Source organism: Runella sp. SP2, from assembly GCF_003711225.1.
In the GTDB taxonomy this organism is placed as follows: domain Bacteria; phylum Bacteroidota; class Bacteroidia; order Cytophagales; family Spirosomataceae; genus Runella.
In genome coordinates this window covers 6263244-6287320 of the sequence record NZ_CP031030.1, presented here as the reverse complement: position 1 = coordinate 6287320, position 24077 = coordinate 6263244, and the positions used below count along the sequence as shown (strand labels likewise).

Annotated in this window: 20 protein-coding genes; 11 read left to right on the top strand and 9 right to left on the bottom strand. The window is 46.3% G+C overall.

The window, feature by feature from the left end; genetic code table 11:
* The first annotated feature begins 29 nt into the window (after positions 1 to 29).
* Positions 30 to 2528: a glutaminase family protein gene (locus tag DTQ70_RS25290; RefSeq protein WP_122933376.1), complete on the top strand. Its 2499-nt coding sequence runs from the start codon at positions 30 to 32 to the stop codon at positions 2526 to 2528.
* Positions 2529 to 2597: 69 nt separating this feature from the next.
* Here the strand turns inward: DTQ70_RS25290 and DTQ70_RS25285 are convergent, their stop codons facing one another.
* A complete protein-coding gene (locus DTQ70_RS25285; RefSeq protein WP_122933375.1) occupies positions 2598 to 3203 on the bottom strand; it encodes an NAD(P)H-dependent oxidoreductase in 606 nt (201 codons plus the stop codon).
* 168 nt (positions 3204 to 3371) lie between these two features.
* The gene (locus tag DTQ70_RS25280) at positions 3372 to 5000 is read right to left on the bottom strand and encodes an NADP-dependent glyceraldehyde-3-phosphate dehydrogenase (protein ID WP_122933374.1); all 1629 of its coding nucleotides are present in this window, start codon (positions 4998 to 5000) and stop codon (positions 3372 to 3374) included.
* A gap of 119 nt (positions 5001 to 5119) precedes the next feature.
* On the opposite strand from DTQ70_RS25280, the gene DTQ70_RS25275 reads away from it, so the two are divergent.
* Together DTQ70_RS25275 and DTQ70_RS25270 are read left to right on the top strand one after the other, a co-directional pair.
* Complete coding sequence (locus DTQ70_RS25275) at positions 5120 to 6022, top strand: LysR family transcriptional regulator (RefSeq protein ID WP_122933373.1); 903 nt, start codon at positions 5120 to 5122, stop codon at positions 6020 to 6022.
* A 70-nt stretch (positions 6023 to 6092) separates the two neighbouring features.
* A complete protein-coding gene (locus tag DTQ70_RS25270) occupies positions 6093 to 6815 on the top strand; it encodes an RluA family pseudouridine synthase (RefSeq protein ID WP_028524845.1) in 723 nt (240 codons plus the stop codon).
* A gap of 197 nt (positions 6816 to 7012) precedes the next feature.
* Here DTQ70_RS25270 and DTQ70_RS25265 read toward each other — a convergent pair whose 3' ends face one another.
* Genes DTQ70_RS25265 through DTQ70_RS25255 form a run of 3 tightly spaced genes read right to left on the bottom strand, consistent with a single transcriptional unit; the run spans position 7013 to position 8585 of the window.
* Positions 7013 to 7549 (bottom strand): hypothetical protein, encoded by a 537-nt coding sequence (locus DTQ70_RS25265; RefSeq protein ID WP_164490202.1) that lies wholly within the window; start codon positions 7547 to 7549, stop codon positions 7013 to 7015.
* The gene (locus DTQ70_RS25260) at positions 7546 to 8250 is read right to left on the bottom strand and encodes a hypothetical protein (RefSeq protein WP_122933371.1); all 705 of its coding nucleotides are present in this window, start codon (positions 8248 to 8250) and stop codon (positions 7546 to 7548) included. The genes DTQ70_RS25265 and DTQ70_RS25260 overlap by 4 nt, the downstream gene beginning before the upstream one ends.
* Entirely contained in the window at positions 8247 to 8585 is a 339-nt protein-coding gene (locus DTQ70_RS25255; RefSeq protein ID WP_122933370.1) for a PadR family transcriptional regulator, read from the bottom strand. The genes DTQ70_RS25260 and DTQ70_RS25255 overlap by 4 nt, the downstream gene beginning before the upstream one ends.
* Before the next feature lie 148 nt (positions 8586 to 8733).
* On the opposite strand from DTQ70_RS25255, the gene DTQ70_RS25250 reads away from it, so the two are divergent.
* From DTQ70_RS25250 to DTQ70_RS25230, 5 genes are all read left to right on the top strand, one after another.
* Positions 8734 to 9546: a UDP-2,3-diacylglucosamine diphosphatase gene (locus DTQ70_RS25250; RefSeq protein WP_122933369.1), complete on the top strand. Its 813-nt coding sequence runs from the start codon at positions 8734 to 8736 to the stop codon at positions 9544 to 9546.
* Positions 9543 to 10634, top strand: a complete 1092-nt coding sequence (locus DTQ70_RS25245; RefSeq protein ID WP_229600009.1) for a glycosyltransferase family protein — start codon at positions 9543 to 9545, stop codon at positions 10632 to 10634. The genes DTQ70_RS25250 and DTQ70_RS25245 overlap by 4 nt, the downstream gene beginning before the upstream one ends.
* Positions 10635 to 10723: 89 nt before the next feature.
* Positions 10724 to 12433 (top strand): lysine--tRNA ligase, encoded by a 1710-nt coding sequence (gene lysS, locus DTQ70_RS25240; protein ID WP_122933367.1) that lies wholly within the window; start codon positions 10724 to 10726, stop codon positions 12431 to 12433.
* A gap of 128 nt (positions 12434 to 12561) precedes the next feature.
* On the top strand, positions 12562 to 13644 hold the full coding sequence (locus tag DTQ70_RS25235) for a TlpA disulfide reductase family protein (RefSeq protein WP_122933366.1): 1083 nt from the start codon (positions 12562 to 12564) through the stop codon (positions 13642 to 13644).
* Between the two features lie 51 nt (positions 13645 to 13695).
* Positions 13696 to 14727, top strand: a complete 1032-nt coding sequence (locus tag DTQ70_RS25230; RefSeq protein ID WP_122933365.1) for a flavin reductase family protein — start codon at positions 13696 to 13698, stop codon at positions 14725 to 14727.
* A gap of 3 nt (positions 14728 to 14730) precedes the next feature.
* Here the strand turns inward: DTQ70_RS25230 and DTQ70_RS25225 are convergent, their stop codons facing one another.
* Complete coding sequence (locus tag DTQ70_RS25225; RefSeq protein ID WP_122933364.1) at positions 14731 to 15888, bottom strand: cysteine desulfurase family protein; 1158 nt, start codon at positions 15886 to 15888, stop codon at positions 14731 to 14733.
* Positions 15889 to 16226: 338 nt separating this feature from the next.
* Here DTQ70_RS25225 and DTQ70_RS25220 point away from each other — a divergent pair, with 338 nt between their 5' ends.
* Positions 16227 to 17189 carry a YheT family hydrolase gene (locus DTQ70_RS25220; RefSeq protein WP_122933363.1) on the top strand — a complete coding sequence of 321 codons (963 nt, stop codon included), beginning with the start codon at positions 16227 to 16229 and terminating at the stop codon, positions 17187 to 17189.
* Positions 17190 to 17234: 45 nt separating this feature from the next.
* On the opposite strand, the gene DTQ70_RS25215 is transcribed toward DTQ70_RS25220, so the two are convergent.
* Both DTQ70_RS25215 and DTQ70_RS25210 read right to left on the bottom strand, forming a co-directional pair.
* Positions 17235 to 18407, bottom strand: coding sequence for a glutathionylspermidine synthase family protein (locus DTQ70_RS25215; RefSeq protein WP_122933362.1), 1173 nt, complete (start codon positions 18405 to 18407; stop codon positions 17235 to 17237).
* A 19-nt stretch (positions 18408 to 18426) separates the two neighbouring features.
* The gene (locus tag DTQ70_RS25210; RefSeq protein ID WP_122933361.1) at positions 18427 to 19059 is read right to left on the bottom strand and encodes a hypothetical protein; all 633 of its coding nucleotides are present in this window, start codon (positions 19057 to 19059) and stop codon (positions 18427 to 18429) included.
* Positions 19060 to 19336: 277 nt separating this feature from the next.
* On the opposite strand from DTQ70_RS25210, the gene mdh reads away from it, so the two are divergent.
* Complete coding sequence (mdh, locus tag DTQ70_RS25205) at positions 19337 to 20266, top strand: malate dehydrogenase (protein WP_122933360.1); 930 nt, start codon at positions 19337 to 19339, stop codon at positions 20264 to 20266.
* 111 nt (positions 20267 to 20377) lie between these two features.
* Positions 20378 to 22396, top strand: coding sequence for a plastocyanin/azurin family copper-binding protein (locus tag DTQ70_RS25200; RefSeq protein WP_122933359.1), 2019 nt, complete (start codon positions 20378 to 20380; stop codon positions 22394 to 22396).
* A 76-nt stretch (positions 22397 to 22472) separates the two neighbouring features.
* Here the strand turns inward: DTQ70_RS25200 and DTQ70_RS25195 are convergent, their stop codons facing one another.
* Positions 22473 to 24059, bottom strand: a complete 1587-nt coding sequence (locus DTQ70_RS25195) for a hypothetical protein (protein WP_122933358.1) — start codon at positions 24057 to 24059, stop codon at positions 22473 to 22475.
* Positions 24060 to 24077 lie beyond the last annotated feature (18 nt).

Sequence of the window (24077 nt, the reverse complement as noted above, 5' to 3'; positions counted from 1 at the left end):
CTCTCAAAATTTCATTAACCACCATTCCAATGTTTTACAACAAACCAACTCTTTTGTTGCTTGCCTTGAGTGGGTGCCTCGCGCTAACGTCTTCGATGGCGCAGACGCTTCGCCCACCCGCCTATCCTATTATTACCCACGATCCCTATTTTAGCATTTGGAGTAACACCGACCAACTCACCGACGGCCCCACTCGCCACTGGACAGGCCGCCCGCATTCGTTGGAAGGCATTGTGCGGGTTGACGGCAAGTCGTATCAATTTTTAGGAGCTCCGCCAACTTTATATCAAGCCTTGTTGCCAACGGGTGAAAACAAAGCATACGACGCGTTATATACCACCACCAAACCTTCGGCAGGATGGGAACAGCCTGACTTTATCCCCCAAGGTTGGAAAACGGGCTCAGGGCCATTTGGTGATTCGCCCGCTTCGCGCACGCCATTTCACAATGGAAAAATTGACAAGGACGGAATTTTTATCCGTCGCGAGTTTAACTACGACGGGCAAGTGGAGGCGTCCAAGTTGTTGTTGACCCTTATCAACGACGACGATGTGACGGTGTATTTGAACGGTACGCGTATCTTCACAAAGCCTTGCTGTGCAGGCGAATACATCCACTCACCTCTTTCGGCCGAAGGCCAGAAGGCACTTCGTAAGGGGCGTAACGTCTTAGCCGTGCATTGCATTAGTCCCATCGGTGAGTCGTTTGTGGACGTAGGGTTGGTAAGTGTCGTTCCTACGGCGCAGGCGGTTACGGCTACGCAAAAGAAAGCCACCGTCACGGCTACCCAAACCAGTTATGTGTTTACCGCAGGGCCAGTGGAATTGGACGTTAACTTCCTGTCGCCTCTGTTGATGGATGAATTGGAAGTAGCGGCTCGCCCCGTAAGTTATGTGACGTTTTCGACGCGTTCGTTGGACAACAAACCACACTCGGTACAGGTATATTTCGGCGAATCGGCCTTGGTCGCTACCAACGTGCCTTCGCAAGAAGTAGTGGCCGAAACCAAGAAAGACGGCAAGCTCGTTTATACGTCAGTTGGAACCAAAGAGCAACCTGTGTTGGGCAAAAAAGGCGATAACATCCGCATCGACTGGGGCTATGCCTACTTGGCTGTGCCTGATGCGGCAAGCAGCGTAGTAACGGGAAATCCTGACCAATTGAAAAACGACTTTAAATCAAAAGGTCAACTGACGGCTACTTCTTCGACGGTCTCAGGAACGGCGGGCGAGTTAGCAATGGCGACGGTCGTAAACTTTGGCAATGTTTCGGGAAAAACTTCTTCAAAGCATTTGCTTTTGGGCTACGACGATGTGTATTCGGTGCAGTATTTTGGTCAAAACCTCCGTGGATGGTGGCGCCGCGACCCTGCTACAACGATGTTAAAAACATTACAAACCGCCGAAACAGACTACCCACGTTTGTTGACCAAAAGCACGGCATTCGATAAAAAAATGTACGATGACGCGACCAAAGCGGGCGGAAAAGCGTACGCTGATTTGTGCCAATTGGCCTACCGACAAGCGATTTCCGCCCACAAAATTGTGGCAGGGCCGAAGGGGGAAGTGTTCTTTTTGTCGAAAGAAAATTTCTCAAACGGTTCGATTGGAACGGTGGACGTAACGTACCCGTCGGCACCCATGTTTTTGTTGTATAACAACGAGTTGGCGAAAGGATTGCTACGTTTTATCTTTGACTATAGCGAATCGGGGCGTTGGAAAAAAGACTTCCCTGCCCACGATATTGGGACGTATCCGCTTGCCAACGGCCAAACCTACGGCGAAGATATGCCCGTGGAAGAAGCTGGAAACATGATTATTTTGACGGCGGCTTCGGTGAAAATGGACGGCAATCCCAGCTTTGCGCGCGAACACTGGCCGATGCTAACGAAATGGGTAGAATTCCTAAAACGCGATGGATTTGACCCCGCCAACCAACTTTGTACCGACGACTTCGCGGGGCACTTAGCGCGTAACGTCAACTTGTCGGCCAAGGCCATTGTCGGGATTGCGTGTTATGCCCAAATGGCGGCTCAATTGGGTGAACAAAAACTAGCCGATGAGCACTTTACGTTGGCGCGCACCTTGGCCCGTCGTTGGATGGAAATGAGTGCCGATGGCGACCACTATGCCCTTACGTTCGACAAAACGGCAGGAAGTTGGAGCCAGAAATACAACATAGTTTGGGATAAATTGCTCGGATTGAACGTATTCCCGAAAGAAGTTGCGCAAAAGGAAATCGCGTTTTACCTCAAAAAACAACAAGCCTACGGTCTTCCGCTCGACAGCCGTAAGACTTATACCAAGTCGGATTGGATTGTGTGGACGGCAACCATGGCCGATTCGGACGCCGATTTCAAAGCGTTGATTGACCCCGTATGGAAGTATGCCAACGAAACCCCCACCCGCGTTCCACTCTCGGACTGGCACGAAACCATTAATGCCAAGCAGGTAGGCTTCCAAGCTCGCTCCGTAGTAGGAGGGTATTTTATCAAAATGCTGGCAGAGCGTTTGGAGAAGGGGAAGTAGAGGAAATCTTCACAATTAGCTACCTTTTAGCCTTTCCAAGTTTTTGAAACTTGGAAAGGTTTGCTGTTTTTACTTCCTAAACACACCACGAAGATGCTCCAAATATTCTACTTTAAACGAAGCGGTCAGCTCAGGCGAGCCATTTTTTTCAACATCGTGAAAATGCTTGCTAGGCAGCGGTTCTAGTCCACAAAAAGCATTCATGCGGTGGAAGGGAAACAACACGCCATCATCGACACTGCGGCCCTGAAAAAACTCCTCGGGCAACGTAAAAGCAGTTTTAGGAGCATTCCAAGTGGTAGTGACGAGGTAGCGCGTTCCTTGCATCAAGCCGCCTGTTCCGTAGTTTCGTTCGGGGTTATTGGCCTTCCGTCCGTCGCTGTAATACAGCCCCTTCCGATGGCCTGCCGTAAGTACTTTATCGAAATATTCCTTCAATGAAAAAGGAAGGTACATCCACCAAATGGGGAAGTGATAAATGATGACATCCGCCCACACAAATTTCTCCACTTCTTCGTTAGCGTCGTAGTTTTCTTCTCCTACCTGCGTTATTTTCAGCTCAAAGCCATTTTCAGGGGTAAAAAACTCGCCATCCCATTCGGTAAGGGTAGTGTTGAGGCGGCCGCCCGAATGGGCAAAGGTTTTTCCGCCGTTGATAACCAATATTTTTTGCATTGTTTTTCGGTGTTATAAATGACAATGCAAAGGTATTTGAAGAGTATATGTAATTAAAATAATACAAATTATAGAAAAATATAATAAATGTTATATAAAAATGTTTTACCCGCAGAAACTTGCCAACTGTGCGCAAGCATGAATATCTGCGGGTAAAACTAGAACACCTTAAAAAATGTAATCAGTACTCAAAAAGTTAGAATCGTGGTCGCGCACGATGGTATTGAGTAATACCTTGTTGCTTTCGGTCAATTTGGTAGCTACCAACGAACGAATCGAAAAGGAGCGAAGCGCGTCAAAAACCGAAAGCGTTCCTTCGGCGCTGTCTTTGCGCCCCGTGAAAGGAAATACGTCGGGCCCTCTTTGCGCCTGACAGTTGATATTTACCCGACTGACAAGGTTTACAAAAGGATCAATCAACTGAGCCACTTCTTTGGGGTCTTCACTAAAAATACTCACCTGCATTCCATGCGACGCGTTGACTTGGTAGTCGATGGGTTCGTCGATGGTCTCAAACGGAACAACGGGAATAACGGGGCCAAATTGCTCTTCGTGGTAGAATTTCATCTGATTGTTGACGGGATACACCACCGCTGGAAACACAAACGACGCCTCAGTGTAGCCTCCGTTTTCGTTTTGCACAGCAGCCCCGTGCGCAATCGCGTCTTCAATGCACGCTTTCAAATAATCGGGTTTGTCTTCTTCTGGTAGGGGCGTAATTTTTACACCATTTTCCCAAGGCAAGCCAGGTTTTAAGGCCGATACGGCCGCGTTGAGTTTTTCAACAAACTCCGTGGCAATTTCTTTTTGTACAAAGATGAGCTTCAACGCCGTACAACGCTGCCCGTTGAACGAAAGTGCTCCAAGAATACACTCGTTCACGGCCACGTCAATGTTGGCATTTTTGGTAACGATGGCTGCATTTTTGGCGTCAAGGCTCAAAATAGCGCGGAGGCGGTTGACTTTAGGGTGCAGTTTTTTGAGGCCGTTGGCTACTTTACTTGAACCGATGAAAGCCAACACGTTCACTTTGCCGCTTTCCATAATGGGCGAAATAATTTCCGACCCTCTTCCGTATAGCGTGTTCACGGTTCCTTTGGGGAAAGCTTCCTTAAAGGCATTTAGCAAAGGATAGTGCGCCAATACCCCGTGTTTGGGAAGTTTGAAAAGTATGGTGTTGCCCATAATTAGGGCAGGGATGAGCGTCGTAAAAATTTCGTTCAAAGGATAGTTAAAAGGCCCCATGCTCAGCACCACGCCCAGCGGCGCTCGACGGATTTGGGCAATGGTACCTTCGGCTTCCTGAAAACGTGAGGATTCACGGTCGAGGTCTTTGAGGGCGTCAATTGTGTCGTTGATGTAATCGACAGTACGGTCAAACTCTTTGGTGGCGTCGGACAGCGTTTTCCCGATTTCCCACATCAACAATTTGATGACCAAATCCCGTTGCTGAATCATCAAATAAACAAACTTCTGCATACAATTAATCCGCTCGCCCACGCTCATCGTAGGCCATTCACCCAGCCCATTGTTGTAGGCATTGACAGCGGCGTCCAGCGCTTCTAGGGCTTCTTTGGGCGAAGTACGCGGAATACTTCCTAAGAGTTTTCGCGTTAAACCGTTGGGAGTCGGAATACAAACGGGCGAATAAATAGATGTAACGGGTCCATCCCACTGGACAAGTTCACCGTTTAAGAGGTATTCTCGTTGGTGTACTTCTTCTAATCTAAATTCTTGGGGAATGGCATCTTCTCCTTTAAAAATGGGGGAGAACGGGTGGTGGGTTGTTGTTGGCATGAGATAAATGTTTTAGTCACTTTTCAATTAGGTAACAATAGCTGTCTAAACTGGGTTCTCAAACGTTTATATATATTTTTATTTATAGTATCTTTGTATTAATATCATAAATATTATAAATGCAAACGAACTTAGAGTGGTTTCGCACGTTTAAAGCGATTTACGAAACAGGAACGCTGAGTGGAGCAGCCAAGCAGCTTTTTGTGTCTCAGCCTGGGGTTGGACTTCACCTCAACGCCCTAGAATCGTACACTGGATATGCCTTGTTTGAGCGAACGGCCAGAAAGATGATACCTACCGAAAGGGGACATCTTTTATACCAACAAATGCAACATTCGCTCAATGTGTTGGAAGATATTGAAAGCCGTTTCCGACGAAAATCAGGCAAAGACCGCCCGACGGTGAGCATGGGAATGTGCGTAGAAACGTTTCAGCAAGCGCTAGAAAAGCACATTCCTGAGCTGGATTTTAACCTAATTATGCAATTTGGCGAAAGCGAAAAGCTGATTGAGGCGTTAGAAAACGGGGTGATTGATTTGGTATTAGCCTCCCAAAAGAAAAATACTCTCAACATCGAATGGGAGGCGTTTACGACCGAACAATTGGTGGTGGTAGCAGGGAAAAAAACAGATTTGACTGACTGGAAAACCCTCCATTTAAATAACAAAGAAGCGTTGTTGGATTGGTTTGGAGAACAAATTTGGTACAATACCGCCTCCGATATGAAGTTATTGAGTCGGTTTTGGGAAGCTAATTTTGAGACGCAACCCGAGTTTGTGCCCAATTACATTGTTCCCAATAAGTTTTCCATTATTCGTTGTTTGTCGGCGGGCAAAGGCTTGGCCGTTTTGCCAGACTTTATCTGCCACGAAGCGCTCAAGCAAGGCGACATTACCCTGCTCTGGCGGGGCTATACCGAAGTCGCAAACACCCTTTATTTTGGGAAAAGAAAGAACAGCTTACAAGCAGCGCCCATCGCCCGCATCGAAACGCTATTGAAAGGTGAATTTAGTGAAGCGTAACTAACTCGTTCAAGGAATTATGACAGAATTGTTGTTGTTTTGTTCTTCTAAGTGAAAAAAACGTCCCAATATGCTCCGTTACGAGTTCAAAGACCTCATATTGTTTGAAAACGAAGACTACATCGTTATCAATAAACCTCCACACGTCGCTACCATCAACGAACGTACCGCTGATAAGTCGATAAGTATTTTGCGCATGGCCAAAGAATACAGCCATGATGCCCAAGTTGCCCACCGCCTCGACAAAGAAACATCGGGGGTGTTGGCTATTGCCAAAAACCCTGCGGCATATCGGCACATTGCCATGCAGTTTGAGTACCGCGAAGTGACCAAACGTTACCATGCCGTTGCCAATGGCGTCCATGATTTTGACAGTATCTCGGTATTTTTACCTATTGCGCCGCTTAAAGATGGCACCGCCGTGAAAATAGACCGCCAAAATGGAAAAGCAGCCGAAACCGTTTTCTTTACAAAACAGGCTTTTCGGAAACATACGTTGGTAGAATGTATCCCCATTACGGGCCGAATGCACCAAATTCGGGTGCATTTACAGTGCCTCAAAGCGCCAATTGTTTGCGATCCTACCTACGGCGGAGCAACGGTTTATTTGTCGGAATTGAAACGGAATTACAATTTGAAGAAAGACTCAGAAGAGCTACCCATCATTCAGCGCGTGGCTTTACACGCGTTCTCGCTTACATTCAGGCTTATGAACGACGAAACAGTTGTCATCGAAGCGCCTTATCCTAAGGATTTTGGGGTATTGGTGAAGCTGTTGGAGAAGAATAGTTGATGGTTTCCTGTTTGAGGTTTTGAGTTTCCTGTTCCACAACCCGAAACCCCAAACTGAAAAAAGACTTCCCTTGCAAATTACTTTTTCAAGAAATCCACTCCAAATTGAGTGGATTTCTTACTTAAAAAGCATCAAATTGTAGAAATAATGCTGTTTATTACTCTTAAAACGTACTTCCAGATTCTTTAAGTTTGTTTTTATGACAAATCTTTGGAATCATTTTCTTTCAAATCCACTGGCATACTTCGCATAAAAGTTTGACCGCCCCAGCGGCCTAGATACGTGGGAAATCCAATGTAAACTTCATAATATGTCGTATCCTGCAAAAAGATAGTTTTATTTGGAATTTCGTCACGCCAATTCTCCATAATTTCCCACTGAAACTCTTCAAAATTTACATGTTCACCTAGGTAAGAACGGGCTTTTGACACAAAATAATCACCTCTAATTGTCTCATCATCAAATAGTAAAGCACCACAAAACCATTGAATTGTGTTGTGGTGGCAGATTCTCAAATCTGCCACGCGAGGTTTCTCAAAACCTCGTGATGTACAAAAAAACCTGCATGACGGTTGTGAACAAACGTCATACAAAAGTACTAATCTATCTTTAAGCAAAAGCTTGAGGGTAGAGGCGTTTGCTTTCGGCCATGAGGTGTTCGTAGATTTAACCCCTTTCTTTGAAACAAACGCATAAAGAGCGTCGATTTGGGTGGGAGTGAGTTCAGTCATCATACAAATTTGGGAACTGATTTGAACACCTCAGGGTAAAGTTGGCGGCTGTACGCACGGAGTTTTTCGTATGCTTGAATTTCCGCAATCCCTAACAGAAAAAGAACAGAAATTAACAAAGTAGCCACCAAAGGATACGTTGATTCTCCCAACATTGTGAATTTCAGCACCAGCTTGACAACAGAATAAAAGTTAATGATTACAAGCCCAGTCCCTACACCTCTATAACTTGTCAGTGATAATTTTTTTGGCATCATTACATTACGAAAAAATATAAATATGCCGTACACAATACCTAAGGAAATACACGGCCATAAGATATTCTCATTTACAATCTTTACCTGTTCAATAGATGCTTCTTTTAAAAAAATATACAAAACCCCCATCAAAACTATTGAGAAGAAAATTTTCGACCCAATAAAAAAGTCTTTGAACCCCTCATTCCAAAAACGACGATACAAGCGCCCTACTTGTTTTTCCTTCTCCTTGACGACCTGTTTAAAATCTCGTTTTTTAAACATTTTCAAGGTTTTCTTCATTACTTCTTCGACCGATTTCTCTGGGTGTTGGTCAAGTTCTTCCTCTATTTTAGATGCTATGTGATCTACCAGTTCTACCTGTACATCAAAATACTCGACCTCTCGATCGGCTACGTACTTATACAGTAAATCGATTTGTTCTTTTGTAAGTTGAGAATTCATCATCCAAGCGATAGTTTAGGATTAAGCAATAACTGCATGTGTTTGACAAAATCGGCAAGTTCTTCCAAGCGGTTGATGGTTTCGGCTTCGCCTTTTTCTGTCAACGAATAGTATTTGCGCGGGCGGTTGCCCACTTGTTCTACCGCCACCGTCAGCAATCCGTCGGCCTCTAACTTGTGCAACGCGGGGTACAGCGCCCCTTCGTTGATCACCAGTTCTCCGCCCGTTTGCTCCTTTACTTTTTGCGTCATCTCGTAGCCGTACATTCGCTTGTTTTCTTCTAATAGCTTCAGAATAATCAGCGAAAGGCTTCCCTTGTACAGTTGTGAATTGTTCATGGCACAAATATACCTCAGAAATTGATACATCAAAATCTGAGGTATTATTTTTTTACATTATCCATTTGTTAGGAAAGTCAATGAAAACTTTTTAAAACCTTAAAAATCAAGCAATAATAAAGTAATAGATGAAATGCAATTTGCGAACATGAAGCAGAAGACGCACTATCGTACCATTGTGATTTCGGACGTTCACCTCGGAACTGGCGGCTCCAAGGCCAAAGAAGTCACGCATTTTTTGAAGCAATACAAATGTAAACGGCTTATCCTAAACGGCGACATCATCGACGGATGGCAGTTGAAAAAATACGGTACGTGGAAGCGTCGGCACACGGCTTTTTTTAAAACGGTGCTAAAAATGATGGATGACTACCACACCAAGGTCATTTATATTCGTGGAAATCATGATGATTTTTTAGACCAAATCATGCCTCTACGCCTCGGAAAACAGTTTCAAATTCGCAAAGACTACATCCTAAAATCGGGACAAAAACGGTTTTACGTTACCCACGGCGATGTCTTCGACAGCATCACAACGCACATGAAGTGGTTAGCGTATTTGGGCGACGCAGGCTACACCTTCTTACTGTGGATCAACAAGTTATACAATCACTACCGCGACTGGTGCGGACTTCCGTATTATTCACTTTCGCAATTAATCAAGCAGAAAGTCAAAGCAGCGGTCAATTACGTCTCTGATTTTGAAGAAAAACTCACCGAACTAGCCCGCTCTCGTAACTGTGACGGAATCATTTGCGGGCACATTCACCAACCCGCCATGCGCGACATTGACGGCGTACTTTACATGAACTCAGGCGACTGGGTAGAATCGCTCACGGCCTTGGTCGAAGACCACGATGGCAACTGGACACTGGTTTACTACAACGAGGCCCAAATGGGCAAAGCAGACGAACCAACGGTATCCGAATTTTTTGGCGTAAAAGAGCGGGCTGCATCGTGAGTAAGTTTCTGTTTATTATCCAAGGCGAAGGTAGAGGTCACTTGACCCAAGCCATTTCGTTGGCGCAGTTATTGCGCGCCAACGGCCACGAAGTGGTAGCTGGGCTGGTCGGAATCGGAAAAGGGCGGCAATTGCCTTCTTTCTTTTACGATTCGTTTCCCACTGATATTCACTCGTTTGACAGTCCACATTTGATAATGGGAAAACGGGGAATTAGTTTTTCCAAAACGATTACGCATCATCTTTTTCGGATTCCTCTTTACGTCAAAAGCCTCCAAGCCATTCATACCCACGTTCAGCATTACCAACCCGACGTCATCGTTAATTTTTACGATGTACTTGGCGGTTTATACGCGCTGACGTATCGGCCTACGGTTCCGATTGTCGCCGTTGGGCACCATTATTTGTTCCTACGTAACGATTTTATATTTCCCGCCAAACGAAGTTTAGACCATTGGTTGTTAAAGATTAACACGCGCCTAACGGCAATACGGGCTCAAAAACTGCTGGCTCTTTCGTTTTATCCCACTGCTATTCCTACCCACCAGCGCATCGTGACCGTCCCACCCCTTCTTCGTGGGACGGTCAAAGCGCTGACGCCTACCCAAGAGCCCTTTTTTCTGGTCTATGTCACCTACGCTGCCATGAGTAAAACCGTGATTGAGTGGCATTTACAGCATCCTGAAGTGAATTTACACTGTTTTTGGGACCAACCCGACCGCTCATTTGACGCTACGCTGACTTTTCATCAAGTGGATGGAGCTAAGTTTTTAGACATGATGGCACGTTGCACGGCATTGGTGACAACGGCAGGATTTGAGTCGGTCTGTGAAGCGATGTACCTTGAAAAACCAGCTTTGATGGTTCCTGCGCACTACGAACAAGCCTGCAACGCCCTCGATGCGCAGCGGGCGGGCGCGGGGATTGCCGCCGAAGCATTTGACCTGTCGCTGCTCCTCAATTACCTTCCCAAACACGTACCCGCACAAGCCCATTTTCAAGAATGGTGTGCTCAAGCAACGCCCCTTTTTCTAGCTCAATTAGAAGAAGTCGCACTTGGGAAGCAAGTTTTGGTGGCTTTTATCTAATTTTGCAGCAATATTAAAAAAAACAACGAATAGTCCCGTATCTGTACATTTCCCCAGCGAGGGGTAAGGGGCTTAAAACAACCAAGTAAATGTTGAGCGAACAAGAACTCCTCCGCCGCCAAAAGCGCGAAGATTTGATGAAAATGGGGATTGACCCCTATCCTGCCGAATTATTTGAGGTAAACGCTACGGCAGCCGATATTCATAAAAACTACGAAAACGATAAGCTCAATTATAAGAGTATCTCCATTGCAGGCCGTTTGATGGGCTTCCGTATCATGGGAAGCGCGTCGTTTGTTGAATTACAAGACAGCACGGGACGCGTTCAGCTCTATTTCCGCCGCGACGACCTTTGCCCTGGTGAAGACAAAACGCTCTATAATACTGTTTTCAAAAAATTGCTCGACATCGGCGACATCATCGGGGTCAAGGGATATGTCTTTACAACTCAAACGGGCGAAATCTCGATTCACGTTGAGGAGTTTAAAATTTTGAACAAATCGCTTCGCCCACTTCCAGTGGTGAAAGAAGTAGATGGCAAAGTGTATGACGCATTTTCGGACCCTGAGCAACGTTTTCGTCAGCGGTACGTGGACTTGATTGTGAATCCTCACGTCAAAGATATTTTTATCAAACGCGCTCGCATCATCAGCACCATGCGTCGGATTTTTGACGACAGAGGTTGGTTGGAAGTCGAAACGCCCATTCTCCAGCCTATCCACGGAGGAGCTACGGCCCGTCCGTTTAAGACGCACCACAACACGCTCGACATGCCGTTGTACATGCGTATCGCCAACGAACTTTACCTAAAGCGCCTCATTGTGGGTGGTTTTGATGGGGTGTACGAGTTTGGAAAAATGTTCCGCAACGAAGGAATGGACCGTACTCACAACCCAGAGTTTACGTCGTTGGAGTTTTACGTGGCCTACAAAGATTATAACTGGATGATGGGTATCACGGAAGAAATCCTTGAGAAAGTAGCCGTAGCGGTAAACGGTACGACCAAAATCCAATCGTGGGGCAACGAAATTGAGTTTGCAGGGCCTTACACACGCTTGAGCATCTTTGAAGCGATTGAAAAATACACGGGAGTAAACGTAGAGGGCAAAACCGAAGCCGAGCTCATCGCTCAATGCAAAGAGTGGGGCATCGAAACTGACGCGACCATGGGCGTGGCCAAACTCATCGACGAGATTTTCGGGGCGAAGGTAGAGGCCAACCTGATTCAACCGACATTTATCATCGACTATCCCGTTGAAATGTCGCCATTGACCAAAAAGCACCGTAGCAAACCTGGTTTGGTGGAGCGTTTTGAGTTGTTTATCAACGGAAAAGAAGTAGCCAATGCCTACTCTGAGCTAAACGATCCTATCGACCAACGTGAGCGTTTTGAGGAGCAACTTCGCCTTGCCGAACGCGGCGACGAAGAAGCGATGGCAATGGACGAAGATTTCATCCGTTCGCTTGAGTACGGAATGCCTACAACTTCGGGAATTGGTATCGGTATCGACCGTCTGACGATGATGATGACCGACCAAACCAGCATTCAGGAGGTGTTATTCTTCCCACAAATGCGCCCAGAGAAGAAGGTAGAAATGGCCACCGAAGCCGATTACGTAGCGCAAGGCGTGCCCGCGATTTGGGTACCTGCCCTCCAAAAAATGGGTTTCTTGACCATCGACGCCCTCAAAGCCGCCAACCCCAACAAAGTATTCAACGACTTGGGTGGTTTGCGCAAAAAACTAAAAATCGACGCTCCCATGCCGAAAAAAGAAGAGGTTGAGGCTTGGATTGGATAAAATAGTAAAAAAAGCGGAGAACACTCTCCGCTTTTTTAGTTTTCCCCCTACCCAATTTGGCACTCTACCGAATACGCCTTATCTTGCCAAAACATTTACATTTCACTGAAACTCAAAACCATTTCGCGATGAAAAAGCTTTTATTGTCTTGCCTCGCACTGCTTCCTTTCTTGGCCGTAGCCGACCCTGCCCCCTTTTCGGTAACAGGCGCCATCAAAGGAGTAAAAGACCAAACCATTTATCTCCGTTACGGAAAAACCATTGATTCGCTCAAGTCGGCGAATGGTGAGTTTAATTTCAAAGGACAAATCGAAGACCTTACAACGGCTTACCTTCGCGTAGGCAAAACGCAGACTTCGTTTTTTGTGGAGAAAAACGCTACACTTACGTTTGCGGGTAGCCTAGAAGAACTTGAAAACTCAAGCGTAGCAGGAACCCGTATCAACGATGACTTATCACGTTATACTGCTTCCATTGCGTCACTCAACAACCAACGTCGTCCTGTCATGGCCGCGCTCATGGATGCGTACCAAAAGAAGCAACCTTACAAGGAGTTCAACGAGCAAGTTGACAAAATCGACGAGCAAATTACCACAAAAGCCAAAGAATTTATCCAGTCAAACCCTGAGTCGTTGGTAAGTGCGTGGTTGGTACGTAGTCGTTTCTTCTACGGCGAAGATAGCGAGTTGTCGAGCATGTATGGCTATTTAAAAGGTGACGCGCTCACGTCGAATTTTGCCAAAGATTTGAAGAAAAAAATCGACGTTAACGCCAAAACTGCCGTGGGACAATTGGCCATGGATTTCACCCAAAACGATGTCAATGAAAAACCTGTTTCCTTGTCGTCGCTCCGTGGAAAATACGTATTGGTTGATTTTTGGGCATCATGGTGCGGCCCTTGTCGCCAAGAAAACCCGAATGTGGTAAAGGCATTCAATGCTTACAAAGACAAAGGATTTACGGTTTTGGGCGTATCGCTTGACCAGAAAAAAGACCCTTGGCTCAAAGCCATCGAAAAAGACGAACTTACCTGGACACACGTTTCGGACTTAAAATTTTGGCAAAACGAAGTAGCTGTTCAGTACGGTATCAATTCGATTCCTGCCAGCTTCTTGTTAGACCCTAACGGCAAAATCGTCGGCAAGAACTTACGTGGTGAGGCCCTTACCAAAAAACTCGCCGAGCTGATGCCCGACAAAGAAGTAAAATAATACTTGAATACTTGCAGGCGAGGTCAACCACCTCGCCTTTTTTATACCCTTATGACGCCCATTACGCAACGATTAGCCATTCACGACATCATCGAAGAAACCGAAGACGCCAAAACCTTTGTGTTAGCATCCGTCGATGGACAACCGCTGGAGTACCAAGCGGGGCAATTTTTGACGTTTTTGTTTCAAGAAAGCGGGCACGAAGTGCGCAGGTCGTTTTCGCTGTCGTCGTCTCCGTCGGTCGATAGTCTTCCATCGGTTACAATTAAACGCGTTGCCAATGGCCTGATTTCCCGCCCATTGCTCGATTATAGCCGCATTGGCGACGTTTGGGAGTGTCTGCCTCCTGCGGGTCGATTTGTGCTTCCTGCTCATCCGCCGAAGCACGTTTTTTTGTTGGCCGCAGGAAGTGGTATTACCCCACTTTTGGCGTTAACCAAAGAACTTTTGGCCAAACATCCTTCTACGAAGATTACCCTGATTTACAGCAACAAATCGGTTGAATCCACCATTTTTTACGCCCAACTTACCGCCCTTCAAGCCGCTCATTCTGAGCAGTTGAAGGTTATTTTTTTGTGGGGGAATGCCAAAAATCTGCGTTGGGCTCGCCTCAATGGCACTTTATTGGAAGAAATTATTCAGCAAACCCTTCAAGGCGCTCCTTTTTCTGACGCCCATTTTTACGCCTGTGGACCATTCCATTATATGTTGATGGTGGAAATAAGTTTGCTGACGATAGGCTTTCACAAAGACCAACTCCAACGGGAGCATTTTGTGATTGAGTCCAAACCGCCAACTCCTAAACAGTATCCTGCCCAAACGATTTTGGCGAGCTTTCAAGGAACGCAACAAACGATTTTGGTTCGTGAAAATCAGACGCTTCTGGATGCGGGACTGGTGGCGGGTTGGCCTTTGACTTACACCTGCCGCGCAGGACGCTGCGGGGCGTGCATTGCCCTGTGCACTTCAGGCGAAGTAGAAATGGAATACAACGAAGTATTGACCGATGAGGAGGTTGCCAATGGGCAAGTACTAACTTGTATGGCACACCCCCTCACCGAAGGGGTTTCTATTGCTTGGTAGTTTTTACACCCCTACCGTTTTATACATATCCGCTACGGTCGCTACGGCGTAGTCGATTTCAGCTTCGGTGTTGTATTTACCAAATGAAAAACGAACATTGCCGCGCTCAGGAGCTACGCCCAACGCCGACAATACGTGCGAGCCGACCTCTGAACCGCTCGAACAGGCACTTCCGCCCGACGCCGAAATCTTGGCAATGTCCAAGTTGAACAACAACATATCATTGACGTCCGACGGCGGTAAACTCACGTTCAAAACCGTGTAATTACTCCGCTCAAGGTTGGCCGAGTCGCCGTTGAAACGAACATCTTCTATTTTTTCACGGAAGCCCGCAATCATTCTCTTTTTGAGGTTTTCCAGATGGGCGCGGTGGCTGTCCATGTCGCGGTAAGCGATTTCTAATGCTTTGGCCAAACCCACAATCCCATAGACATTTTCAGTGCCGCCGCGCATATTCCGTTCTTGCGCACCCCCGTGAATGTACGGATGAATGCGCACATCGTTGACGTACAAGAATCCAACGCCTTTAGGGCCATTAAATTTATGCGCTGCGCCGACCAAAAAATTGGTTTTCAAATTCTTTAAGTCATGTCGTAAATGCCCCATCGTTTGTACTGTATCGCTGTGAAAAATGGCGTTGTATTGCTCACACAACCCTCCTACCACGTTCAAATCCAACAAGTTACCAATTTCATTATTCCCGTGCATCAACGACACCAACGAGCGAGGGTTGGTCTTCAACAATTCCTCCAAGTGGTTGATGTCCACGTGGCCTTTTTCGTCGATGTTGACCATGCTGAGTTTGATTTTTCCTACTTTGGCCAAATACTCCAATGTATGTAAAACGGCGTGGTGCTCTAGCGGCGAGGTGATGGCGTGGGTAAGATTGTACGCCTCCACGCTGCAAAGGATGGCCGTGTTATCAGCTTCGGTTCCTCCCGAGGTAAAGAAAATTTGGGAAGGCGACGTATTGAGCAATCCTGCCACGGTTTTGCGTGCTTGTTCAATCGCCGATTTTACGACACGCCCGTGTCCATGAATCGACGACGGGTTTCCGTACTGCTCCGTTATCCAAGGGAGCATGGCTTCGATTACTTCCGCGTCGATGGGCGTCGTAGCGGCGTTGTCTAAATAAATACGGTCTGCAACTGAACGAATCATAAAAGCATAGATGAATGTGAGTGAGGTGCATAGTTGTCGAAACAACTATACGCAAAAATAAAGGGAATCTTTAAACCCAACAACCTACCGAGTCGATTGACTATTAACTTTTAAGCCCTTTCTGTTTTTATATTTTTTTGGAAATGAACCCATTCAGAAATCTAAGTCCTGCCTTTATTAGAAATGTGCAAAATAAATCGTTGCTCAATAAGCTAATTCCCAAATCCATAACACCATCACATTAAGGATAAGTTTCTGTGAATGAAGCTCATTTTTTAATCCAGCGGGTGCGAATTTTCGCTAAAATAGCCGCAATTTTGCAAAAAAACTTCGTTCTTATGCCCGTCATTCATCGTTCTAGTTACCCAGGCCCTCCGCGTTTTTTGTTCAACGGACACCTACAAACCGTGATTCCGAGTGTATTCCGAAAAATCAAAGGGGTTGATTATGAGCGCGAACGGCTGACGCTTTCCGACGGAGACTTTGTGGATGTGGATTGGCTTGATACAGGTAGCAAAAAATTGGTGGTTATCACCCACGGTTTAGAAGGAGACTCGCATCGGCATTACGTAAAAGGAACGGCCAAGCTCTTTGCCCAACATGGCTGGGACGTATTGGCCTGGAATTGTCGCTCATGCAGTGGCGAGATGAACCGCGCGTTTCGCCTCTACAACCACGGCGAAACGGGGGATATTTCAGAAGTAATTTCCCACGCCCTTCGTACCAAAAAATACGAACAGGTATCGCTAGTAGGGTACAGCATGGGCGGAAATATTTCGCTCAAGTACGTGGGCGTCAAGGGTAAAGATTTACCCGATGTGGTGCGGGGAGTAGCTGCTTTTTCGGCACCTACCAACTTAAAAACAAGCGCTCAGTTGTTGGATCTACCCCAAAACCGACTCTACCGCGAACGGTTTAAGAAAAAATTGCTTAAAAAAATAACCGAAAAAGACCGACTGTACCCTAATCGAATCGACCTAGCCAAGCTCAAAGAGGTGAAAATTTGGAAGGATTTTGACGATTTTTTCTCCGCTCCCGTCAACGGCTACCGCGATGCCAACGATTTTTACGAACAAGCTTCTGCCGCCAATTTCATTGAAAACGTCGGCATTCCAGTTCTCATTTGCAACGCCCAAAACGACCCCATTCTCAACGCCGACTGTGCGCCCAAGGCATTGGCGGAGAAAAGCTCCCATATTTTTGTAGAAACCCCAACTGAAGGCGGCCACGTTGGTTTTATGGTACCCAACGACGAGTTTTCGTGGGCCGAACGTAGAGCTTTGGAGTTTTTGAATGGGTAAGTACGTCTGGCTAGATGTGTCTGGATGTAAGCATCCAGACACACGCTACTCCACCACATGTCCCACAAACTGGGCAGTATTGTCGATGATTTTGCCGCCGCGACGGTAGCCCAAACCACAACCTTCTCCCGCCCAAAAAACGCCCGCTTGGTAGCGTTTCCCGAGCGAATCGCGCGAAAATTCGACGTACTCCTGATAGACTTTTTCGTAATCTCCGTAATCACCTTCTGCCGACGAAACAACGGCTCCGTTGCTTTCAATGATTCGAACATTGGCCCCTTCCCGTCCAAAAAGCACCTTTTCCACGCTGGTTTTGTCCGTAAAAGGCTGTAACGAGGTCGGCAGCAACAGCGGGTGATTGGGGTACAAATCCCAGAGTAACTTTAAAATGTATTTCGACTGAAAAAGCAAAGTATAAGCAGGGTTGACAATGACAGCTTTCCCGTTTTTGACGATGCTTGTCAGCAAATCTGCCAACTCAGGTTCTTCGTAACCAATGTACTCCCACGGTACGAGTTTGAACCAAAAATCGAAGGATTCAAATTGCCCATTTTGAGGATTCTGTTTAAAAATCCCGTCGGTAGGCGAAAACTCAATCTCGTCGATGTAGCTAAACTCCACGTCAAAACCCGCCTCTCGCGCGGCTTCGCCGAGCACAGCTACATTGGTATCGTCTTCGAGGGCGTCGCGCATGGTCGAAAACAACAAGGTCGGGTTTAAGTGGCGGTTGCGCTGACGAAGTTCCGAAAACTGCGTCTTCAATGCCTCATAAACGTTGTTAAACTGCTTACTCTCGTCCATTTGGTTGGCTTTGAGGTGCGCCCACTGCACTACGGCCGTTTCGGGAATACAAGTAGCGGTATCGGCGTTAAACTCAATGAGTTTGATAGGCTCGCGTCCTACCCCTCCCGCCAAGTCAAACCGACCATAAATGTGCCAATGACGCTCGTCTTCCCACGTCAGTTTGACCAGTTCAATCAAATTTTCGGGAATCCCCATTTCTTTCCAAAGCTGACGGTCGATGGCGTGCTGCGCCGCTTCGGCATAAATTTCGTAGAGTTCGTTGGCGGCGTTGTAATACGCCTCGGCCTCGTACGATTTGATAGCTACCGCCTCGTTGGTCAGGTAAGGCAGCGTATCAGCTCCGAGCATCCAATCCCAACCCACGTTACGAAGTTGAGTTTCGGGGCTATTATTCAAATAATGTGTTCGTATCATGGTTGTTATCAATAAAAAATTATCCACCAAAACTGCGTCCCGAGCGACTGAAAAATCCGCTACGGCTGCTACTTGGCCGTGAGGCGACGCTTTTGCGGTAACTATGGTAGTTATTATGAATACCTGATGAACGAGAATACACCGACGAGTTGGCATAGACTCCTGAGCTGTATTGACGTTCACGTTGTTCGTTATAAAACTGAGATGAGTTATTACGCCCCAACATATACCCCATTCCGCCCCAGAGTAGTGCGTTTGACAGCGAGCTACGGTGGTGGTGGTGCGTATGATAATGATTCGGGTTGTTGTAATAATCCTTTGTAGTGGAGTCGGTTTTCACCAGTCTTTGTGCTTCTGCTACACTCAAGGTATCGCGGCGGCCGTCGAAATAGCGCACAATGGCGCCCGCTTCCGAAGCATTTTTCACCTCAATTTCATCCGTAATTTTAAACTCACCTGGTTTCATTTCGGTGATGTAAGTTTTGACAGGGCGGCCTTTGTAGGGTGCTTCTGCTTGTTCGCGGTCATCCGACGACGAACCACCGCAGCTTTGCAGCATCATTCCCCCATTCAATAAAGCCACCGACAAAGCAGCTCCTATCGTAATTTCTCGGACGGTTTTAATCACCGCCCCGTTTCGTTTAAGTGTCATATTAGTAAAGGTTGTAGTAATAATCAATTGGTTAAAATTAACATTTCATGGCCGAAAAAGGCAATACAAAGGTAAGGTAGTGATTATACGGTTCACAATCATTTTGGGATGAGCAGCAATTTCCAAGAACAGTCTCCTTGTGAAAATCGGATAAACGGCATCAAACTATCTATTTTTAGCATTAAAAATACCTTTAAGAGTAGCTTCAAATGCTTTTCGCCCTATCTTTACGGCGTTTTTTAGAAAACTGTTAATTCACCAAAAATTCATATTCCTAATGAAAATTACCGTAGTAGGTGCAGGTGCAGTAGGTGCAACTTGTGCTGACAACATCGCCCGCCGCCAATTGGCTCAAGAAGTAGTATTGCTCGACATCAAAGAAGGCTTATCGGAAGGTAAAGCCCTTGATATGTTCCAGACGGCTACTTTGAACGGGTTTGATACGAAAATCACAGGTTCAACAGGTGACTATGAAAAAACAAAAGGTTCGGACGTAGTTGTTATTACTTCAGGGATTCCTCGCAAGCCAGGTATGACGCGCGAAGAACTTATCGGTATCAATGCTGGCATCGTCAAAGGCGTAGCAGAAAACATTTTGAAATACTCTCCTAAAGCCATCATCATCATCGTTTCTAACCCAATGGATACGATGACATACTTGGCGTTCAAAGAGTTGGGCTTGCCTAAGAAGCGTATCATCGGTATGGGTGGTATCTTGGATAGCGCACGTTTCAAAACGTATTTGTCGTTTGCTATGAATGTTTCACCTAACGACCTCCACGGAATGGTAATCGGTGGCCACGGTGATACTACTATGATTCCTTTGACTCGTTTGGCGACATACAACGGTATCCCTGTGAGCCGTTTCTTGTCAGAAGAGAAATTGCAACAAGTAGCCGCTGACACAATGGTGGGTGGTGCTACTTTGACAAAATTGATTGGTACTTCGGCTTGGTATGCACCAGGTGCAGCAGTAGCAACGTTGGTAGAAAGCATCGTACGTGACCAAAAGCGTATCTTCCCTTGCTCAGTTTATCTCAATGGCGAGTATGGCCAAAAAGACATCTGCATGGGTGTGCCAGTGGTAATCGGTGCAGGTGGCTGGGAAAAAATCATCAGCCTTCGTTTGAGCGAGTCAGAAAAAGCTGCCTTTGCAAAATCAGCAGATGCTGTTCGCAACATGAACAACGTGCTTACCTCTATGTAATATTTCCTCTTTGTAGGAAAAATAAAGCGGAGTACTCGAAGTACTCCGCTTTTATTTTGGGTAAAGACGGACTTTTTAGACCTTTGTATTGAAAAATTAAGATAGTTGTTCATGAAAAAAGGAATTGCTTATTCTCTCATTGTTTTGTTAACGTCGGTACTTGCAGGGCAGGCCCAAAACCGCCCCATGACCGAAGAAGACTATTACCGTATTGTTACCCTGCCTATCCCCGAAACAGTCCAATTGGAAGTGGGTGGATTGGCCGTCTTACCCGACGGGCGTCTTGCGGCTTCTACGCGCCGTGGTGAAGTGTGGATGATTACCAATCCCTACCTCAAAGGCTCGGGGCAGCCTTCTTACAAACGTTTTGCCCACGGCCTTCACGAACCACTTGGGTTGTTGTACCGCCCCGATGGTTCATTTTTGTTATCTCAACGCGGCGAAATCACGCACCTTGTTGATTCAGATAACGATGGCGTTGCTGACATTTACGAATCGTTTTACAAATGGCCACTGTCGGGAAATTATCACGAATATTCGTACGGCCCTGTTCAAGCGCCCAACGGTGACTTGCTCGTTACACTCAACCTCGACTGGATTGGCCGTGGCGCGAGTTTAGCCAAATGGCGCGGCTGGTTGCTAAAGTTCGACGATAAAGCTAACATGACGCCTATTGCAACGGGGCTTCGTTCACCAGCGGGCTACGTTGCCCTACAAAATGGCGACATGTTTTATACCGAAAACCAAGGTGACTGGGTAGGTTCAGGGCGTATGACCCACCTCGAATCGGGTGATTTTGCGGGAAATCCCGCAGGTTTGCGCTGGAGCCAAGAGCCCGAATCACCCGTTAAGCTCAAAACAGAAGACATTCCCGATACGGGCGAGCCGCTTTACGAAGTAGCCAAGCGCGTTCCAGGCTTGAAAGCTCCCGCTGTATGGTTTCCGCACACATTGATGGGAATTTCTACCTCCGATATTCGCGAAGACATGACCAAAGGAGCCTTTGGGCCTTTTGAAGGACAATTGTTTGTCGGCGACCAAGGACACAGCAAAATCATGCGTGTTATGCTCGAAAAAGTAAAAGGACGCTGGCAAGGAATCTGTTTCCCGTTCCGCGAAGGATTTCAGTCGGGAATTTTGAGAATGGTTTGGGGGCTTGATGGCTCTATGTTTGTGGGGCAAACGAGCCGTGGCTGGTCAGCGACGGGCAAAGACAATTTTGGGATTCAACGCTTGGTTTGGACGGGAAAAACACCGTTTGAAATGAAAACCGTGAAAGCTACACCCGATGGTTTTGAAGTAGAATTTACGTTGCCCGTTGACAAAAAAACGGCCCAAGATGCGGCTTCGTATCAGTTCAATACATTTACCTACAAATACCATCGCACCTACGGTAGCCCCATCATTCGTGCTTCTGAGCGGGTGATTAAGCACATTCAGGTTGCGGACAACGGCCTCAAAGCGCGCATTGTGTTGGATAGCTTAAAACTTGGCTACATCCACGAAATCAAAGCCGAGGGTATTCGCTCGGCGGCAGGTTTACCTCTTTTGCACAATGTAGGTTACTATACATTAAACGAAATTCCTGACGGTGAAAAAATCCCAACGTCGCAATGGAACGTGGTAGCGCCCGCCAAAATGGCCGATGCCAACGCCCACGCGGGTCATACCATGCCTGCTGCTACTACAACCACTCCCGCCAAAGCCAGCAATAGCCCCAAACGGATAGTTGAGCAGCCTGCTGATTGGAGCAATGGCCCCGACCAAGTGATTATTTTGGGAACCAAACCTGGATTGAAGTTTGACCTTGCCGATGTACAAGTGAAAGCAGGAAGTAAAATCAAGTGGGTTTTCAACAACAACGACGACATGCTTCACAACTGCGTCCTTGTAAAACCTGGTACCGCTAATCCAACGGGCGAAGCGGCGATTAAGCTCGGTCTCAAAGGCCCTGACATGCAGTACGTTCCCAAATCAGCGAATGTATTGTTTCACACCAATATTCTCCAACCAGAAACCAGCGAAACCATTTATTTTATCGCTCCTTCTGAACCTGGCGATTACACTTTCCTTTGTACTTTTCCTGGGCATCATACCTTGATGCAAGGTAAAATGAAAGTGACCAAGTAAGTCACAAAACAAAAAGACGTTCCAAGTTTGTTGGCTCAACCTTGGAACGTCTTAATAAAAAATGATAGCAGGATACTTACTGTGGACGGTAACGATTTCCTACTTCCAGCGGCGTAAAATCCTTAAAGGTATTTCCAATTGCCTTGTCAGTTGCTTCCTTTTTATTCTCCCAACCCGCATCCAAATCCAGCGTTACTAAGCCTTTAATGGCCAAAGCTGCCCTAAATTCGTCACGTTTTTTGGCATAATCATTTTGACGACGGGCTGCTTTCAGTGCAAACTCCCGCGCAAAAACATCGCCTTTGTTCTGAATCTCTATTTTCTTTTCCAACACATAATTATAACGGTCAAGCAAATCACGCAGTGGTTTTCCAATTACTTCGGCCGCTTCCAACGCCCCGATTGTGGCAATGGTCGTTCCACCGATTGCCGTTACAATGGTTTTAGTCTGAGCCGTCTTTATCAATGCAGGCGACAAACCTGTAGTAGCCCCCAACGACGCATTGACCATCGAACGGTTTTTCTTTCCCTTTTTGGCTTTTAAGTACGCTCTTTTGAGTTCTTGCTCTTTTTCAGAAAGCTGCGTTACCAAGTTCCACGCTTCTACCAATGCGTTTCGGTACAAAACGTACAACTGACGGTCTCGCTCGATTTCGTTGACCGCATTCATAATCGTAAACCGAATCTTCTGTTCTTTTCGATTTTGCTCTTTGTCCAACACAAAAAAGTTGATATAAAACGTCAACGAATCGTGCGGATCTTTTACAAAATCATAGGTGGGCGTCCAGATGAACTCGTATTGATTATTGGTGTTTTTCACCAACGCTTTGGAAGGTACGTCGGGATTATCCGTCACAAAATCAAAAGCTTCGATGTCATCGTCACCGTTAGGGTCTGACAAGAAAAACTTCAAATTAATGGTTGTATTTTCCTTTGCCTTGAAGGCATCTCCCTTCGGAATTTGAATGATATCGGGTGGTAAGTCCATTTGAGTAGCCTCTAATTTAAGGCGCCCTTTGGCCCGCGCTTTGCTTGGTTGATCTTCTACGTAAAAGTCAATGTAGATGGGTTTATTTTTCAAACTGTTGAATTGAGTCATCGAAGGATGCCACGTCAATTCGCCCGCTGCTGATAGCTTTGCTCCTTCGGGCAAACTTTCCGTAACGGGAATAATCGCGAGCGGGTCGTTGTCTTCATCCTTCAACGCATTGGCATCAATCTGATAGATGTTTTGCGTACGGTTTTGAACATAAAAAGGTTTTAGAATATCAATTTGCGGAGGCCGATTGACGTGAATGACCCTCAAATCAAACGAGCGGGTCGCCGTTTCATTATGGCCATTCTTTGCCTCTACAATCAACTGAATCGACCTTTGGGTATCGGTTCGATCAGCCAAGTCGTACGAGGGCACCCACTCAAAATACCCCGTCGAATCAAACTTCATATCGTCCAACAAACCCTGTTTTACCGTAAAATAAATCAGGGAATCAGACTTTCCTCCCAACGTTTTTAGGCGAAACTCAATACGACTTCCTTCATGCACCACATTCCAGTTTGGCTCATTAGGCAGCTCAATGTGGAAATTAGAGCGATTGTCTTGGGCGCATACGATTGTCTGAAAATGAATAAATAACAGGAAAAAGAAATGAATGGAATATCTCATGGTAGCTTCAAAATCTCA

Excerpts from the sequence above, each read along its gene's own strand:
- DTQ70_RS25235 (WP_122933366.1), top strand. The coding sequence starts at position 12,562 with ATGAAAAAGCTTTTATTGTCTTGCCTCGCACTGCTTCCTTTCTTGGCC.
- DTQ70_RS25290 (WP_122933376.1), top strand. The coding sequence starts at position 30 with ATGTTTTACAACAAACCAACTCTTTTGTTGCTTGCCTTGAGTGGGTGC.
- DTQ70_RS25285 (WP_122933375.1), bottom strand. The coding sequence starts at position 3,203 with ATGCAAAAAATATTGGTTATCAACGGCGGAAAAACCTTTGCCCATTCG.
- DTQ70_RS25220 (WP_122933363.1), top strand. The coding sequence starts at position 16,227 with ATGCCCGTCATTCATCGTTCTAGTTACCCAGGCCCTCCGCGTTTTTTG.
- mdh (WP_122933360.1), top strand. The coding sequence starts at position 19,337 with ATGAAAATTACCGTAGTAGGTGCAGGTGCAGTAGGTGCAACTTGTGCT.
- DTQ70_RS25275 (WP_122933373.1), top strand. The coding sequence starts at position 5,120 with ATGCAAACGAACTTAGAGTGGTTTCGCACGTTTAAAGCGATTTACGAA.
- DTQ70_RS25200 (WP_122933359.1), top strand. The coding sequence starts at position 20,378 with ATGAAAAAAGGAATTGCTTATTCTCTCATTGTTTTGTTAACGTCGGTA.
- DTQ70_RS25215 (WP_122933362.1), bottom strand. The coding sequence starts at position 18,407 with ATGATACGAACACATTATTTGAATAATAGCCCCGAAACTCAACTTCGT.
- lysS (WP_122933367.1), top strand. The coding sequence starts at position 10,724 with ATGTTGAGCGAACAAGAACTCCTCCGCCGCCAAAAGCGCGAAGATTTG.
- DTQ70_RS25255 (WP_122933370.1), bottom strand. The coding sequence starts at position 8,585 with ATGAACAATTCACAACTGTACAAGGGAAGCCTTTCGCTGATTATTCTG.
- DTQ70_RS25270 (WP_028524845.1), top strand. The coding sequence starts at position 6,093 with ATGCTCCGTTACGAGTTCAAAGACCTCATATTGTTTGAAAACGAAGAC.
- DTQ70_RS25195 (WP_122933358.1), bottom strand. The coding sequence starts at position 24,059 with ATGAGATATTCCATTCATTTCTTTTTCCTGTTATTTATTCATTTTCAG.
- DTQ70_RS25250 (WP_122933369.1), top strand. The coding sequence starts at position 8,734 with ATGAAGCAGAAGACGCACTATCGTACCATTGTGATTTCGGACGTTCAC.
- DTQ70_RS25210 (WP_122933361.1), bottom strand. The coding sequence starts at position 19,059 with ATGACACTTAAACGAAACGGGGCGGTGATTAAAACCGTCCGAGAAATT.
- DTQ70_RS25260 (WP_122933371.1), bottom strand. The coding sequence starts at position 8,250 with ATGATGAATTCTCAACTTACAAAAGAACAAATCGATTTACTGTATAAG.
- DTQ70_RS25230 (WP_122933365.1), top strand. The coding sequence starts at position 13,696 with ATGACGCCCATTACGCAACGATTAGCCATTCACGACATCATCGAAGAA.
- DTQ70_RS25265 (WP_164490202.1), bottom strand. The coding sequence starts at position 7,549 with ATGATGACTGAACTCACTCCCACCCAAATCGACGCTCTTTATGCGTTT.
- DTQ70_RS25280 (WP_122933374.1), bottom strand. The coding sequence starts at position 5,000 with ATGCCAACAACAACCCACCACCCGTTCTCCCCCATTTTTAAAGGAGAA.
- DTQ70_RS25225 (WP_122933364.1), bottom strand. The coding sequence starts at position 15,888 with ATGATTCGTTCAGTTGCAGACCGTATTTATTTAGACAACGCCGCTACG.